The 16,071-nt window shown below is 53.2% G+C and carries 14 protein-coding genes and 1 other RNA gene; 4 read left to right on the forward strand and 11 right to left on the reverse strand.

Annotated features, from left to right (window positions below):
* Positions 1 to 52: 52 nt before the first annotated feature.
* An RNA gene (gene rnpB / locus ACAW75_RS03790) (RNase P RNA component class A) lies at positions 53 to 548 on the reverse strand.
* 48 nt (positions 549 to 596) lie between these two features.
* Positions 597 to 1,481, reverse strand: a complete 885-nt coding sequence (locus tag ACAW75_RS03795; RefSeq protein WP_370727345.1) for an NAD(P)H-binding protein — start codon at positions 1,479 to 1,481, stop codon at positions 597 to 599.
* A 140-nt stretch (positions 1,482 to 1,621) separates the two neighbouring features.
* Between ACAW75_RS03795 and ACAW75_RS03800 the strand changes: the two genes are divergently transcribed.
* Positions 1,622 to 2,236: a 3'-5' exonuclease gene (locus ACAW75_RS03800; RefSeq protein WP_370727346.1), complete on the forward strand. Its 615-nt coding sequence runs from the start codon at positions 1,622 to 1,624 to the stop codon at positions 2,234 to 2,236.
* A 63-nt stretch (positions 2,237 to 2,299) separates the two neighbouring features.
* On the opposite strand, the gene ACAW75_RS03805 is transcribed toward ACAW75_RS03800, so the two are convergent.
* From ACAW75_RS03805 to ACAW75_RS03825, 5 genes are all read right to left on the reverse strand, one after another.
* Positions 2,300 to 2,815 (reverse strand): acyl-CoA thioesterase, encoded by a 516-nt coding sequence (locus ACAW75_RS03805; protein WP_370727347.1) that lies wholly within the window; start codon positions 2,813 to 2,815, stop codon positions 2,300 to 2,302.
* Positions 2,816 to 2,986: 171 nt separating this feature from the next.
* On the reverse strand, positions 2,987 to 3,598 hold the full coding sequence (locus ACAW75_RS03810) for a DUF6992 family protein (protein ID WP_370727348.1): 612 nt from the start codon (positions 3,596 to 3,598) through the stop codon (positions 2,987 to 2,989).
* Positions 3,599 to 3,736: 138 nt separating this feature from the next.
* The gene (locus tag ACAW75_RS03815; protein WP_370727349.1) at positions 3,737 to 4,078 is read right to left on the reverse strand and encodes a DoxX family protein; all 342 of its coding nucleotides are present in this window, start codon (positions 4,076 to 4,078) and stop codon (positions 3,737 to 3,739) included.
* A 46-nt stretch (positions 4,079 to 4,124) separates the two neighbouring features.
* On the reverse strand, positions 4,125 to 5,432 hold the full coding sequence (locus ACAW75_RS03820; protein ID WP_370727350.1) for an anthranilate synthase component I family protein: 1,308 nt from the start codon (positions 5,430 to 5,432) through the stop codon (positions 4,125 to 4,127).
* Entirely contained in the window at positions 5,429 to 6,460 is a 1,032-nt protein-coding gene (locus tag ACAW75_RS03825; RefSeq protein ID WP_370727351.1) for an NYN domain-containing protein, read from the reverse strand. Before ACAW75_RS03825 ends, ACAW75_RS03820 begins: the two co-directional genes overlap by 4 nt.
* Positions 6,461 to 6,775: 315 nt before the next feature.
* Here ACAW75_RS03825 and hisB point away from each other — a divergent pair, with 315 nt between their 5' ends.
* The gene (hisB, locus tag ACAW75_RS03830; protein ID WP_370727352.1) at positions 6,776 to 7,924 is read left to right on the forward strand and encodes a bifunctional histidinol-phosphatase/imidazoleglycerol-phosphate dehydratase HisB; all 1,149 of its coding nucleotides are present in this window, start codon (positions 6,776 to 6,778) and stop codon (positions 7,922 to 7,924) included.
* 87 nt (positions 7,925 to 8,011) lie between these two features.
* Here the strand turns inward: hisB and ACAW75_RS03835 are convergent, their stop codons facing one another.
* The 3 genes from ACAW75_RS03835 to ACAW75_RS03845 all read right to left on the reverse strand — a co-directional run bounded on the left by ACAW75_RS03835 (position 8,012) and on the right by ACAW75_RS03845 (position 10,123).
* A complete protein-coding gene (locus ACAW75_RS03835) occupies positions 8,012 to 8,491 on the reverse strand; it encodes a CHRD domain-containing protein (protein WP_370727353.1) in 480 nt (159 codons plus the stop codon).
* Between the two features lie 144 nt (positions 8,492 to 8,635).
* Positions 8,636 to 9,448, reverse strand: a complete 813-nt coding sequence (locus ACAW75_RS03840; protein ID WP_370727354.1) for a CHRD domain-containing protein — start codon at positions 9,446 to 9,448, stop codon at positions 8,636 to 8,638.
* 189 nt (positions 9,449 to 9,637) lie between these two features.
* Positions 9,638 to 10,123: a CHRD domain-containing protein gene (locus ACAW75_RS03845; RefSeq protein WP_370727355.1), complete on the reverse strand. Its 486-nt coding sequence runs from the start codon at positions 10,121 to 10,123 to the stop codon at positions 9,638 to 9,640.
* A 292-nt stretch (positions 10,124 to 10,415) separates the two neighbouring features.
* Between ACAW75_RS03845 and ACAW75_RS03850 the strand changes: the two genes are divergently transcribed.
* Entirely contained in the window at positions 10,416 to 12,683 is a 2,268-nt protein-coding gene (locus ACAW75_RS03850; RefSeq protein WP_370727356.1) for an aconitate hydratase, read from the forward strand.
* A 166-nt stretch (positions 12,684 to 12,849) separates the two neighbouring features.
* Positions 12,850 to 13,836, forward strand: coding sequence for an FAD:protein FMN transferase (locus ACAW75_RS03855; RefSeq protein WP_370727357.1), 987 nt, complete (start codon positions 12,850 to 12,852; stop codon positions 13,834 to 13,836).
* A gap of 34 nt (positions 13,837 to 13,870) precedes the next feature.
* On the opposite strand, the gene ACAW75_RS03860 is transcribed toward ACAW75_RS03855, so the two are convergent.
* Positions 13,871 to 16,060, reverse strand: coding sequence for a PepSY domain-containing protein (locus tag ACAW75_RS03860; protein ID WP_370727358.1), 2,190 nt, complete (start codon positions 16,058 to 16,060; stop codon positions 13,871 to 13,873).
* Between the last annotated feature and the right edge of the window lie 11 nt (positions 16,061 to 16,071).

A 16,071-nucleotide genomic window follows, 5' to 3' on the forward strand; every position in this document is an offset into this window, starting at 1 on the left:
CCCCCGGGTGAAACATGGCCGCAAAGGTACGGCTTTTCCGTTAATTACGCTACAGTGGCCTGGGTCTATAAGCCGGATTCTGTCGGCCCGACCGTACCCGTAGGCGCATCGAACCGTCTTACCATTTATCTGGGAGGGCCGTCACCGACCCCCTCTATCGACCTACCCGTACCGGCAGCCTCCCCTTTCGGATTGGCATGGAGACGAGCAGCCCCGCATCCGGCACATATTTGGTCTTTCAGCCCCTAAGGTTTATCCTGCCCCGCTGGTCACCCAGCGCGCGGTGGTCTCTTACACCCCCTTTTCACCCTTACCATGAAGAAGTTTACAGTTTTCAGCTGCCTGTTTTCTGTGCTTCGCCCTTGCAGGACAGCAAGATGACGGGAAACTGAAAACTGTAAACTCCAACGTTGGCGGTATCTTTTCTGTGACACTGGCTGTCGAACGGAGGTTACCCACCGTCCGCCTTCCCGTTAGGAAGTAGGGTGCTCTGTGCTGTCCGGACTTTCCTCCCCGCCCAAGAGCGAGGCGATAAGACAACCCAGGCCTTTGTAACGCCCGACAAAGGTAAGGGGATTCTGAGTTAATCAGCGTTGTTATGACTGATAAGCCGGGGCAAACTCGTTTCGGGCGAAGTCTTCCAGCTTGGTTTTGCTCAGCGTCGGCCGGTTGGCGGCGTAATCGGCCTGCATGGTTCCATCGCGAAGCGAAGCGCCCATCTCCGTGTATTTGCTGGCAACTTCTTCGTTCAGGCCAGCCTGGAGCATACCCGCTTTGTTCTGTTCGTCGGTAAATACGATCCAGGGCGTTTCGGGCTTATCCACGGCCTTGCCCAGGAGTTGGGCAATTTCGGCACCGGTCTTTTCGTCACCAGCAATGTAACGTACCTGGAAGCGGGTGAAATCAAGCCGAAGTAACTCGTCGAGGGCAACCTCTGCAATGTCGTCGGTGTGTACAAGCACCACTTTATCGTCCCCAAAATTGGCGCCCATGATGCCCATGCCTTTCACCATGCCCACCATCGCAAAAAGGTTCTGCATAAAGTAAGACGGCCGCAGGGCTTTTACATTTAGCCCGTTTACCGTTTTTAGCTTTTGTTCCAGGTCATGCAGGCCATCAACCGGTCCTGTCCCCTGCCCTTTATGGGCGCCAATACTGCTCAGGACTACGGCAAACCGAATGTCGTTGGCGTTGATCGCCGACACATAATTATCACCAACCCGATTCAGATAACCCCGCCAATCGGTGACGTCCATCTTAGGCGGAATCATCAGATAAACGGCATCAGCACCGGTAAAGGCGGCCGTTACAAACGCAGGGTCGGCGACATCACCCACGGCGGCCTTGGCCCCCAGTGCTTCAATTTTGACGGCGGTTTCGGCCTTGCTGGTCAATACCGTGACCGTGTGGCCTGCCTTGAGCAGCCCTTCTGTGATGGGTTTGCCAGTGTGGCCGAGAGAACCTGTAACTACATAATGCATGATCGCTGGTTGGTTAGTAAGTTATCAATACTTGTACATACAAATGAAGTTATTCGCCTTCCGAAAAGTTCATCCGCACCGCGCCCTTCTTTACTTTTGTTTACCTGTTTACTTCATTTCTGCCGCAGCGCACCCTACAGATGCCTTTTTTAGTTCTCGATTTAGAAATGTCTGGCCCCGAACCGGGCTACAACGAAATTATCCAGTTAGGTGCTGTGCTCTTCGACGATAACTGGATCGAGAAGGGGCAATACCTGACCAACGTTTACCCGGAGAATGCCGATGCCTTCACGGCGTCGGCCGAAAAAGTGCATAACCTCTCGCTGGCGGACCTGGATGACGCGCCCATGATCTACGATGTTCTCCCCGAATTTGAGAACTGGATCTGCGAAAAGCTGGCCATCCGCGTTCCACCGAATCAACTGGATAAAACGCCTTTTCTGCGCCACGTGGTCATTTGCGGGCAGAGCGTGATGCACGACATCAATTTCCTGAAACAGGCGTACATCGATGAGAAATTGACATGGCCGTTTTCACGTACACTGGTCGATCTGCACACGCTGAGTTATTTCGTATTCAGAGTACTCCAGAAAAACGGCAAGCCAACGCCTAAAGGCCTCAGTTTAACCGCTATTGCAGCCCATTTTGGATTTGAACGCGAAGATTCGTTCCACAACGCACTCGAGGACGCCATCCTGACGGCGCAATGCCTCAAAGCCATTTTCGCGCTTGGCGACGGGTTCAAAATGGCATAGAATCATCCTGAAGCGGAACCCCGCCACGCTTATGCCGGGCTAGTGCGGGATTCCATGGCTGCGCTACATCTCAAACAGAGCCCGAAGCTCAGTGGCCTCCTGCGGTTTCATTCGGCCAGCCAGTACCAGTCGTAGCTGGCGGCGACGGAGCGCCGACTCGTATCGTGCTTTTTCGTCGTCGCTCTCGGCAATGACGGGGGGAACTTCAATGGGGCGACCGCTCTGGTCAACGGCCACAAAGGTGTAGTACGCACTGTTGGTACTCACCCGTACGCCCGCCGGTATATCCTCGGCCCACACTTCGATGAACACTTCCATGGATGAACTGAAGGCTCTGGTTACCTGGGCCTTCATCGTCACAATGTTGCCCAGTTTGATCGGCTCGGCAAATGAAACATTATCGACAGAAGCCGTTACGACAACGCGGTTTGAATGTTTCTGGGCGGCAATGGCGGCAGCAATATCCATGAAATGGAGCAGGCGCCCCCCCATCAGGTTATTCAGGGTATTGGTATCGTTGGGCAATACCATCTCGGTCATGATGGTATGTGATTCACTGGCGCGTTTGGGTTGCGGCATTAATACTGTTGACGGTCAACGTCTGCTGGTTGATGGAATGTGATCGGCTGAAACGAACTGGTGACAGGCTTGACAGGCTTTCTCTTTCCAATAAAGCTGAAGTCAGCGCAATCCTGTGCGTCCTGTTTCTGGAAAATTCAGGCCGCAAATAACAGACGATTCGCGGAAATATTAACGGATTGGAATAGTTACCCCCACTCCCATCGGCGATTGACCAATAAGCTGGATCTGCTGCGGATCGCCACGGCGCTTGACGATGAGGTAATTGACCACATCGAAAGCCAGCAGAAAAGCGCCCTGCGCCATTACCGTTTTTCCGTACCCACGAAGCTTGTCGGCCTGGTCGGGATGCGAATTTGCCCGTTCGGTCAGGTATAGGCCGCCCACGATATAGGCCACGTCAAGCCCCGCATTGACCAGCAATGTCTGCTTGAGCGCGTTGTGTTTCTGTACGGCTTCGCCCAGTGTTTCTGTTGCCGGATGCTGCTTACGTAATCCAAGTAGCCCTAAGCCGGCGATCCCCAGATTAACTGCATTCCAGTACAGGTTCATCTGGTGAACGTACCTGGCTTCGCCCGACGAGTTTCCGATTGCCAGCCCACTCACGGCCAGATTGGCCAAGGCATACCCGCCCAGGGTCAGTCCCAGTGTGCGAGTGTGGTCGTATCGTTCCTGACTAAACTGTTGCCTATTCGCAGACGCCTCCGGAGGCGTCTGCGAATAGGCAAGCTGCCCCAGCAAGGTGGTGCCAATAGTGTACAGAAGTGACTGAATACGGCTCATGGTCAGTGGCTTGAAACGATAGAACTGCTGTGCGTTAAAGTCGGGAACAGGCCTTTTTGTTCTGACTGCCTCACCGCACAAACGCCAGCCCGGTTTTGTCGGGGCCCAACCGTAGCACTGGCAAGGCAACGTACCCAGCTACTTTGTGTATTGATACGCCCACCAGATCAGCACGCCCTGGAGGGGCAAACGACCCCAGCGTATCCAGGGTGACATCTGTTGAAATTTTTCACCCACAGCCATGTAATAATTGGCGGGGAACACGGCTATCAGCAAGGCAATAACACCCCAGGCCGCCCAAACACGCGTTGCCGGCAAAAGCAGCCCTGCGCCTACCAGCACTTCAGCCACACCGCTCCAGAATACCAGCGCGTTATGGGCCGGGAGGTATGGCGGCATGATATACAGGTAAAAAGCGGGACGTACAAAATGCCAGATGCCGGCCAGAATGTAACCCGCTGCCATGAAATATAGAGCCATAGGACTTTCCGATTAATTGATTTACCGGCAAGTTACTGCACGCGGGCTACGCTCCTTCCAATACAGCCCGCATGGCATTCGCTTTGAGCAAACACTCGGCGTACTCCTGCTCAGGGTCAGCATCATACGTAATGGCGCTACCCACCGAAAAGCTGGCGTATTGCTGCTCAGCATTGTAGAAAAGGCTGCGAATGACCACGCTGAAATCAAAATCCCCAGCCGGAGTGATGTAGCCAATGGCCCCCGAATAAATGCCCCGCCGACTAACTTCCAACTCGTCGATCAGTTGCATAGCCCGGATTTTGGGGGCGCCCGTCATACTGCCCATCGGAAAGGCATTGCCCAGCACGTCGGCTAGCGAAGCCTCTGGCCTGACGGTGGCCGAAACGGTCGAAATCATCTGATGCACTTGCTGGAAACTATATATACCAAACAGCTCATCGACCTGTACAGACCCGGTCTCTGCCGACCGGGCCAGATCGTTCCGTACCAGGTCAACGATCATCAGGTTTTCGGCCTGCTCTTTTTCGCTGTGTCGAAGCTGGTGCTTGAGCTCGTTGTCTTCGGCGGCTGTCTGTCCACGACGGATGGTCCCTTTTATTGGCTGTGAAACCAGCCGGTTGCCCGTTTTACGCAGAAATCGCTCTGGCGATGCCCCCATCACGTAGTTGGCCTGCTGTTTCAGAAAAACGGAGAACGGCATGGGCGAACGCCGACAGAGCCGTTGATAGGCCTGTGTGGGCGATAACTGAAGCGCACGGGCAAAAAACTCGATACAGTAGTTCAGTTCATACACCTCCCCGGCTTCAATCAGTGACCTGATCTGTTCCACAGCCTGTAGGTATGCCGTTTTAGCCATTCTGGCCTCAACCTGACCAGGCACATTTGCGGCGGGTATGGCTACGGGCAACGTACCTGGGTGTAGCAACCAGTTTTCCCACGGCCCCGCGCTGGATAGTTCAGTGCGAACAAGTACCCCTTCTGGCGCAAAGTCAACAAGGTATACTGGCTCAAAAAACCAGGTATCCGAAAAACCCAGGCGGTTCGGGTGACGACTTTGCAAATTCTCCAGCTGGTTCTTCACATCGTAGCCAACGTACCCAACCAGGTGGCAGCGGTTTCGTTGATGAAACTCGCTAAGCACTCGCAAATCGTGCCGGCCAGAAAACGGAACAACCCGTTTCGCTCCAGCATAAAGCCGGTTTGGAAACGGGTCGTTCGGGTAGGTCAGGCCGTTATTCGTTAGATAAACGACCTGTTCAAAAGTTGCTTCAGCGGCCGTCAGTAACGCTTCCCGCCAGTTCGACAAACCAGCCTGAATTAGGTTATCGGCCGAAAAGCGGTATTCGTTCATGCCTGATAATCAACCACCTGCACATCAACGGCAATATCTTTGCCTTCGTTGTTCTTCCCCAGCCGGAACGACACCTCATCATCGACCTGGAAGTCGTTGAAGTCACCGGCCGTAACACTTGTGTAGTGAAAGAACAGGTTGTTGGGGGGCCAGTTGATGAAGCCATACCCTGTTTTTAAACTACGGATCGTGCTGATATGCCGCTCATCCATATTCTCGAAGTCAGGCTGTAACTCGTCATCGCCTTCGCCAGTCAACAGCTGCACATTTTCATCGGAAAAGTTCGACGGCTGATAAACGCCATTCCCATTTCCGGGAGTCGATCCATTCTGGTAAAACTGCCGGGCGGGCGCATCCGTGCGGGGTTGTTGTTTTACAAACAGATCCCGAATATGCTGATCATTCATTTTCAGGCGTGTATCAATGATATCATGCATCGGTACTGGATACGATACCTCCTCCAAAAGATCCTGCGAGGTACGTGTCACCATTTTTTCGCCTTCATCATTGAGGTACTCAAAATCCCAGCTGAGCACCATTACCCGTGTGCCCAGGGTATTTAGCTTCCGAATCAGTGGTACATAGTCGCCATCTGCCGTGATCAGGACAACCACGTCGAATTCTTTATAGGTAGCCAATTCATAGGTCTCCAATGCCAGCCACACATCAATGCCTTTTTCCTGGCGATACCCCTGATACGTTTTTACGGGCAGATAATGCGTAACAACACCTTCCGACATCAGGATATCGTCAAACAGTCGGTCATAAAAAAGCTGGTTACCGCGCTGACTGGCTTCATGGGCATTTAAACGGCCCCGGAAGTAGTGCGCATCAACAATTTGGCATAGATTACTATCTGTATCTTCAACTTCGGCTACCTGAGAACGAATAAAAGCGTGCAACCCCGATATGCTGATACGGCTGCGGCGCTCGTGCGAATAATTGTAATAGTTACTTACGTGAAGAAAATAATTTCCGTCATAGAACACCCCAATACGGGTAAGTTTAGTACGTCTTGACTGCTGCATTTTTAGTACGAAAAATGATTATATATGAACGTTTGGTTATTAATTACTTGTCTAGAAATCCTGGCTTATCGAGCATCGTTACTACTAAAACGGGGGTAGATCTAATTAAACTACCGACACCCTTATTAATTGTATCGCTAACAACTACCTATTTGAATGCCTTTGGGTAAAATCGTTCCCCTGCCTTATACTGAGGGTAACCTATGTGCCTGCTGATTCGGCCTATTCACTTTCTGTACGCCCAAATATAGAGTAAAAACCGGTTTCAACGCCGCTGCGACCAATTCTTTCTCAATCACCCACTAACTTGCGGCCATGCAACCAGTATTATTTATTGACCGCGACGGTACACTGATTATCGAACCGCAGTCTGACTTCCAGATCGATTCGCTCGAAAAGCTCGAATTCATTCCCAGCGTTCTGTCGGCCCTGCGCAAAATTGCTGAAGAAACGCCGTATGAGTTGGTGATGGTGACCAATCAGGACGGTCTCGGCACCGCCGCTTTTCCAGAGGATACCTTCTGGCCCGCCCACAACAAGATGATGCGCACGCTGGAAAACGAAAATATCCATTTTGCCGCCCAGCACATCGACCGCACCTTCCCCGCCGACAACGTACCTACGCGCAAACCCGGCACCGGGATGCTCACCAGCTATTTTTCCGATGCCTATGATCTACCAAACAGCTACGTGATCGGCGACCGGCTAACCGACGTGAAGCTGGCCCTGAATCTGGGCGCCAAAGCCATTCTGTTCATCCCGCCTAATATCAATCCGGACACGCAGGCAGCCGACACGGAAGGTATGACCGACGAGATGAAACAAGCCATTGCCCTCACGACCAGCGACTGGAATGACATCTACACGTTTCTGCGCCTGCCAACCCGTAAGGCCACGGTAGAACGCAATACCAACGAAACGAAAATAAAGATAGAGCTGAACCTCGACGGGACTGGCCAGGCCGCTATGCATACCGGCCTTGGTTTCTTCGATCATATGCTCGATCAACTGGCCAAGCATTCAGGGGCCGACCTCACCATTCACGTCAACGGCGATCTACACATCGACGAGCACCATACGATTGAAGACACGGCCCTGGCATTGGGTGACGCCTACCGGCAGGCGCTGGGTAACAAGCGGGGCATCAGCCGGTATGGGTTTTTACTGCCGATGGACGAAGCGCTAGCGCAGGTCGCCATCGACTTCTCGGGTCGGCCCTGGCTGGTATGGGACGCGGAATTCAAGCGGGAGAAGATTGGCGAAATGCCCACAGAAATGTTTTTCCACTTCTTCAAGTCATTCGCGGATACGGCCCAGGCAAACGTGAATATCAAAGTAGAAGGCGACAACGAGCATCATAAAATTGAGGCCATCTTCAAAGCGTTCGCGAAAGCCATAAAAATGGCGGTAAAACGCGACATCAATGCACTGGACAGCCTGCCAAGCACGAAAGGGGTATTATAAGTTTCTGGTTTACCGTGTCAGGGGCTCCGCTGATCTATCATAGTGTAGATCGGCGGAGCCCCTGACACGGTAAACCAAAAACGCTCGCTACTTCACTTTAACATCACCCCGGATTTCGCCGGCTGGATAAGCGCTTGTGTGCAGATTAGCGTAGAAAAACCCGTTTTTCATACTATCGACCTGCGTCTGCCGAAGTGTACTGGTTGAGCCAATAATCGGTGACGTCAGTGAGGCAAACGGGATAGCCACGCCGCCTGTACCGTCAGCATTGGTGATACGGTGTAGATGCCCGGCAATTGGAGTCAAACCTGAATAGGTGACAGTATAGCTCAATACACGCGATGTTTGATCGATGCTGCCGGCGAACGTCCCTGTAGCTGTCGATGTGGTCGACGTTGGTTTTTCACTGGCACCGTTTAGGGTAGCCGTCAGCAGAATAGGCTGCTGCACGGGCGTTATGGTCGCAAAACTGGTAGCCGGTGTATTTTGGTAGCAGCTGCTGAGGCCCAGTACGGAGCCAATCAGGAGTGTAGCAGCCAGACTAAAGCGTTGTCGCGTCGTAAACATGGTTGTATTGATTTGGTTGATCACGGCTAAATAAGCAGAAATACACCGAAAATGTTACAGGTCCCCCTGCTCATTCTTGTGAATGGTAGACCCACAACAGTCTCGGTAGCTGAAAAGCGAGGCTGCTGTGGGTCACCATCGAGGTTACTTAATATCCCCACGGATCTCCCCGGCAGGGAAGGCAGTCGTATGCAAATTGGCATAATAGAAGCCGTTGAACAGGCTATCGACCCGGCCGTTCGTGGTCAGGGTGGCCGTTCCGATAATTGGGGATACCAGGCTGGCGAAGGGGATTTCAACACCGCCCGTACCATTGGCTGCGGTTACGCGGTGTAGATGACCGGCTGTTGGGGTTAAGCCTGAATACGTAACGGTATAGCTGAGTACCCGTGTGGCCGGATCAATGACGCCAGCGAACGTACCTGCGGCAGCCGACGTGTTCGACGCGGGCTTTTCGCTTGCTCCATTAATCGTTGCGTTTAGTTTAACCGGTCCGCTTACCCGTACATTTCCCCGAATTTCACCACCCGGATAGGCCGTGGTGTGCAGGTTGGCGTAATAAAACCCGTTGAGCAGACTATCAACTTTCCCAACCGTACTGATGGTGGTTGTTCCAATAATGGGCGAGGCTAAGCTCGCAAAGGGAACATCAACGCCCCCCGTACCGTTGGCAGCCGTAACCCGATGGAGGTGCCCGGCCGTTGGTGTAAGGCCAGCATACGTCAGTGTGTAACTGAGCACCCGTGAGGCGCGGTCTAGCTGCCCAACAAACGTACCCGTGGCCGCCGAAGTGGCCGATGTCGGTTTTTCGCCAGCGCCCGAGAGGGTAGACACCAGTTGAATCGGCGGGTCCGGCGTAACAACCACAGGGGTGGTGTCAGTATTCTTACAGGCAGTGAATAAGGTACCAGCTGAAGCCAGGACAACCAGTGCCAACCGTGTAGATTTAAGCGTCATAATTGATTGTGAGTAAACGTGAAAAAGCCGAAGCTAATCCAGGTACGTAGTTACTTGCCAAAAGGATGCTTCGGGTACCCAATAAGTTGTCAACTATTTTTACTCACGCGGTTCCGATGACTACATAAAAAAACTGGCGACCTCTTTATTGAGGGCGCCAGCGGGGCAATAGACATCCAATCAGACCGGTTACTGCCGCACCACGTTTCCACGAATGGCTCCGTTCGGATAATCATTTGTGTGAATATTCGCGTAATAAAAGCCGTTCTTCATGCTATCGACCCTAGCCTGTGTTAGGGTGGGCGTCGTTCCGATAATCGGCGATGTCAAGGAGGCAAAAGGTATTTCAGGCGCAGGATTCACGCCATTCACACCCGCCGCATCACCCGGTATAACCCGGTGCAAATGGCCGGCTGTCACTGACGACGACGTAGGAAAACCGGCATAAGTAACGGTATAACTCATTACCCGACTTGTCTCATCGAGGTTGCCAACGAACGTACCTGTCGCTGGTGAGGTAGTAGACGTCGGTTTTTCGCTGGCCCCGTTTAGGGTAGCCGTAAACCGGGTGGTAGTCGGCGTCGTTACCGGATTGTTGTCATTCTTACACGCTGTAAAGGTAAGTCCTACGGCAAGCAAAGCTGACACGGACAGGAGAGCTGTCTTGTTTTTCATACGTCAATAAATGAGTTAGTTAATTAATTAGTTAATCTACAGACTTACTTATGTAATCTGTTGCCTGGTAAACGGCTCGTTCGTGGCTTATGGTGTTTAAAAAAGTGTGAATATGAGCCAACGGCCCTTGCAGACCGGCCTAAAAAGCCGCTTGTAAAGACTCATTCAGAGAATATTTCCAAGACGAACGAGAATCACCTAATTTTGGCGCAACAATTGGAATGAATGCCTGCAATTCGTTGGTTATTCCTGTGTATCCCCTTATTCAGTAATCGTTATCTCTTTTTTTATTATGGCTTTTGACCTAGATATGATTCAGCACGTGTACGCCCAATTAGGCGAGCGTGTCGAAGCAGCCCGGCAGGCAGTCGGCAAACCCCTGACGTTGTCGGAGAAAATTTTATACACGCACCTGTCGTCGGGTTCGGCTACCCAGTCTTTCGAGCGGGGCAAAGCCTACGTTGATTTCGCGCCCGACCGGGTGGCCATGCAGGATGCAACGGCCCAGATGGCCCTGTTGCAATTCATGCAGGCTGGTCGGCCAAAGGTTGCGGTCCCTTCAACGGTACACTGCGACCACCTGATCCAGGCCGAGGTTGGTGCTACCACCGACTTAGCCACGGCCAACAGCAAAAACAAAGAGGTTTACGATTTTCTGGCATCTATCTCTAACAAATACGGCATCGGTTTCTGGAAACCGGGCGCTGGGATCATTCACCAGGTGGTGATTGAAAACTACGCGTTTCCCGGAGGTATGATGATCGGTACCGACTCGCACACACCAAACGCGGGGGGTCTGGGTATGATCGCCATTGGTGTAGGGGGCGCTGATGCCTGCGACGTCATGGCAGGTTTGCCCTGGGAGTTGAAAATGCCAAAACTGATTGGGGTTAAGCTAACCGGCAAACTGTCGGGCTGGGCCTCGGCCAAAGACGTTATTCTCCGGGTAGCCGGTATTCTGACCGTAAAAGGCGGAACAGGCTGCATCGTTGAATATTTCGGTGAAGGGGCAGAAAGCTTGTCAGCCACTGGCAAAGGCACGATCTGCAACATGGGCGCTGAGATTGGGGCGACTACCTCCATCTTCGCCTATGATGAGAAAATGGCCGATTACCTGCGGGCGACGAGCCGGGCCGACATTGCGGCGGCGGCTGAAGCCGTGAAACAACACCTGCGGGCCGATGACGAAGTCTATGCCGACCCAGCTACCTACTATGATCAGTTGATCGAAATCGACCTGAACACGCTGGAACCGCACATCAACGGCCCGTTCACGCCCGACCTCGCCTGGCCGCTGTCGAACTTCGCCAAAGCGGTCAAAGAAAATAACTGGCCCGAGAAACTGGATGTGGGCCTGATTGGCTCATGCACCAACTCCAGCTACGAAGACATGACCCGCGCCGCCTCGATTGCCGCGCAGGCTGCCACCAAAAACCTCAAAACCAAATCGGAATACACGGTTACGCCCGGTTCTGAACTGGTTCGGTTCACGGCCCAGCGCGATGGGCTGCTGACTACGTTCGAAAGCATTGGCGGTGTGGTACTGGCCAACGCCTGTGGTCCCTGCATCGGACAATGGGCCCGTCACATGGACGATCCTACCCGTAAGAACTCGATCATCACGTCGTTCAACCGGAACTTCGCCAAGCGGAACGATGGTAACGCCAGCACGCACGCCTTCGTGGCCTCGCCCGAGATCGTTACGGCCCTGGCCATCGCCGGTGACCTGACGTTCAACCCAATGACCGATACCCTGACCAACGAAGCCGGCGAGCAGGTAATGCTCGACGAGCCACAGGGCATCGAGCAACCGGTGAAAGGGTACGCCGTTGACGACGCCGGTTATCAGGCTCCCGCCGCAGACGGGTCAGGGGTACAGATCGCCGTATCGCCAACCTCAGATCGGCTGCAATTACTAGAGTCATTCCCGGCCTGGGAAGGTACGGACCTGAGCGGTCTGAAACTGCTGATCAAAGCAAAAGGCAAATGCACGACCGACCATATTTCAATGGCTGGTCCCTGGCTGAAGTTCCGGGGTCACCTCGACAATATCTCGAACAACATGCTGATCGGCGCGGTGAACTTCTACACGGAGAAAACCAACGCGGTGAAGAACCAACTGACGGGCGAGTATGGCGAAGTGCCTGCCGTACAGCGTGCCTACAAAGCGTCCGGGATCGGTTCGGTAGTGGTCGGTGACGAAAACTACGGTGAGGGTTCTTCACGGGAACACGCGGCCATGGAGCCTCGCTTCCTGGGTGTTCGGGCCATTCTGGTTCGGTCGTTTGCCCGAATTCACGAAACCAACCTGAAAAAGCAGGGCATGCTGGCGTTAACATTCGCTAATCCTGCCGACTATGATAAGATCCAGGAAGACGACACGTTCGACATCAAAGGCTTGACTACGTTTGCGCCCGGTCAGCAACTGACGGTTGTGCTGCACCACGCCGACGGGTCGACCGACGAATTCCCGGTAAACCATACCTATAACCAAGGTCAGATTGAGTGGTTTAAAGCGGGCTCAGCCCTGAACCTGATCAAGATGCAGGTGCAGGCGTAAGGCCATTTTCAGCTTTATTGATCATGAGGCCCCAACTATGGTTAGTTGGGGCCTTTTTTCTGCCAGTCGCCCCGACTGGCCAGTACTGGCTGAGTCCTTAACTAACCTTCATGTAATTCATACGGGTAACGTACCTGAATTGATCCGGGCTTCCGATTTTTGCAGTATGAAACAAGTTCTCGTTCTATTCCTGCTGCTGACAGGATTCAGCACGCACGCGCAGGTACTCCGGCAGAGGACCGTCAAGTTGATGGGGAGCCGCTTTGATATTACCCTTGTTGCCGCCGATTCGCTGACAGCCGAACAAAACATCGACACCGTTATTGCCGAGGTGACGCGGATCGAGAACCTGATCTCTGACTGGAAATCAGATACACAAATTTCTCAGGTCAACAAAAAGGCGGGTATTGCCCCCGTCAGGGTCGACCCTGAAGTGTTTGCCCTGACAGAACGTGCACTCCATTTCTCCAACATCACAAACGGAGCCTTTGACATCAGCTTTGCGGCGATGGATCGGATCTGGAAATTCGACGGGTCAATGACAGAAATGCCCAGTCCGCAGGCCGTAAAGAAATCGGTTGACAAGGTCGGCTATCAACATATCGTGCTGGACCGGGCGAAATCGACCATTTTTCTCCGTCGCAAAGGCATGAAGATCGGCTTTGGTGCCCTTGGCGAAGGCTATGCCGCCGACCGGTGCCGCGATATGATGCTGGCGAGGGGCATCAAGGCCGGCATTGTGAACGGCTCTGGCGATATGAGCACCTGGGGCAAACGTCCCGACGGACGGACCTGGGCAGTGGGTATTACCAATCCGCTCCAAAAAGATACGGTATTTGCGGTGGTCCCTTTACGGAAAAGCGCGGTCGTTACGTCCGGGAGTTACGAGAAGTTTGTGGTGTTCAACGGCAAACGGTATGCGCACATCATCAACCCGAAAACGGGCTACCCGGCTACCGGCCTGAGCAGTGTCACGGTCTTTGGCCCCAGCGCTGAAACAGCCAATGGTTTCAGCACCTCCCTGATGGTGCTAGGCAGGGAAGCCGGCCTGAAGCTGATCAGAAAATACCCGGAATACACCTACATCCTGATCACCGACACGGGTCAGGTGTTGTCGTCCCGTAGTTTGAAACTAGAACAGCATAGGTTGTAGTTGACCCCGTCCTGGCGCCTGTCAACGTCTATACTCAATAGCAGTCCATCAGAATCTGGCTGTGCGACTGGTAATGGCTGACGGGCTGGCCCAGCTTTGTCTGACAAATGGTTTCGAGGAGGTCAAGAACGTCCTTCTGCATGGCCAGCGACCCGCATATCATCACAACGCCGTTTGTCCTGAGCACCGTAGCCACAAAATCAGCGTCGTGGGCAAGCAGTTCGCTGACGTACTGCCTATTCCCTTCCCGGGAGTAGGCTACGTGTAGGGTCGCAAGCTGTTTAGCGGCCTTGCTTTTTTCCAGAAAGCCCCGATACATCTCAAACGAGGTACGTTGCCGAAAACCGCAGTACAAATGGCAGGCTGTCTGCTGGTTATTCTGGCTGATCATGCCCAAAAACGGGGCGATGCCCGTACCATTGGCGATCATGACCACCACCGGCGCTTTTTTCGGAAAGTGGAAATGGGCATTAGTGATAATTCGAGCCTGGATCACTTCACCGGGCGTCAGCCTGTGCAGGTAGCTGGAGCCTAGTCCATCAGGGTGCAGTCTGACACTGAGCTGAAGCTCTTTGTCCAGTACACCAATCGAGTATAGCCGTTCGCGGTGGTCATTGGCCGGGTAAATAGCCAGTAAATCCCCCGACGTAACGTTTCGCCGGCGTTCTGGCCGCACCTTAACCTGAAACGTGCCATCTGGCTCTGTGGTGTGCGTGTTGCTGACTACGGTCAGTGTGTCGAAACGGGGGGCTGGTGTGTTATCGGATAACACCGGTAGAAGACGGTCGGTCTGTTGCGACCAGGCTTCTGCCCACAAGCTGAATTCGGCGGGCGACCGATCATTCACCGTATGTATATCGACCAGCGGAACAGCCCATGATTGCTGGCTCAGAAGTTTATTCACCTCAAAGGCAAACTGGCAAAAATCAGGATAAGCACGCGACCCGAATCCCACCACCGAATACCGGACAGGCTGCGCCTGCGGCGTTTTTTCCAGCAGAGAGGCAAACCGTTGCGCGTTTGTCGGTGCGTCGCCAAGTCCGTAGGTAGCGGTCAGTACAAGCAGGTGATCCGCTTTAGGAAAAGCTGTGTAGTTGTTCAGTTCGGTCAGAAACGATTTCTCGCCCTGTTTCAGCAGCTGTTGATGAACAAACTGTGCGAACCGGTAGGTGCTTCCATTTTCAGAGCCGACCAAAATAATGAACCGGCTCTCGTCGGCTGAGTAGTTGTTTTTTACGCGGTTCCTCAACCGTTTCCAGGTGATGGCAAACCCCGAATAGATAAAAAACAGAATGTTGCCCGACGCAATGGCCAGAACGATAGCCCAGATACCACTTGCCCGCCCGGTGTGCAGATCCAGGCTCAGGTTGGTCAGCAATTCAGCGGTTGGATATCGGTTTTCGCTCAGGACGTCTCCCGTTAGCTGATTGACCGTTATTTCGCGGTCCTTAAGTTTCAGCGTGTAATAGTCTTCCGGGTCTTCCGAAAATGGAAATTCAATGGATTGCACCTCCGCCAGCTTTGTGTTTCTGAACACCGCAAAGTCGGCTGGTTTTCGCTGGGGTAGCGACCGGATAGCATCAACGTCGATTGTTGGGGAGCTCTTCTCCGTTTTGATCAGGCCAAAGCGGGCCAGTGAGAGATACGTACCTGAGAGAGCGATGAGTAGGATAGGAACCAGCGATAACCGGCCCAGTACAACATGGTAATACTGAGCAAAATTGTCGCGGACGATCCGGGTGAAGAATCGTTTCACCCCCCGTTGCCGCTGAATGATCAGCATAGTGCCCGACACGGTGATCAGCAGGAGCAGAAAGGCCGTTAGTCCAATAAAAAACCGACCGGCTTCGTGCAGAAACAGCGACCGGTGCAGCGCCGTTACCCACTCAAAGAATTCACTTTGTTTGGTTGGCACGCCCAACTGCTTGCCCGTCTGCGGATCAACGTAAGCGGTCAGGGGCTTACCCTCAGCATCATTCCCTTTGATCTGTACAAACTGGTTGGCATCAACGCTCAACTCACTGAGTTCCGTGACGTTTTTTTTCAGTACAGGCAGCGTCTGGGCCAGTGTAAGCTGGTCGAAATTGTCGACCCGGTAGGGTTGAAGCTTCTGCGATACAGGGTCGAACGCCAGAATGATACCCGTTACAGCGGCAAGGGTCAATAAAAGAAAAGAAGATACAGCCAGGGCTAAGTGGCTGTATCTCCAGACAGAAATGGTCATAAATGAAGCCG

It is taken from the genome of Fibrella arboris, from assembly GCF_041321095.1.
GTDB classification, from domain to species: domain Bacteria; phylum Bacteroidota; class Bacteroidia; order Cytophagales; family Spirosomataceae; genus Fibrella; species Fibrella arboris.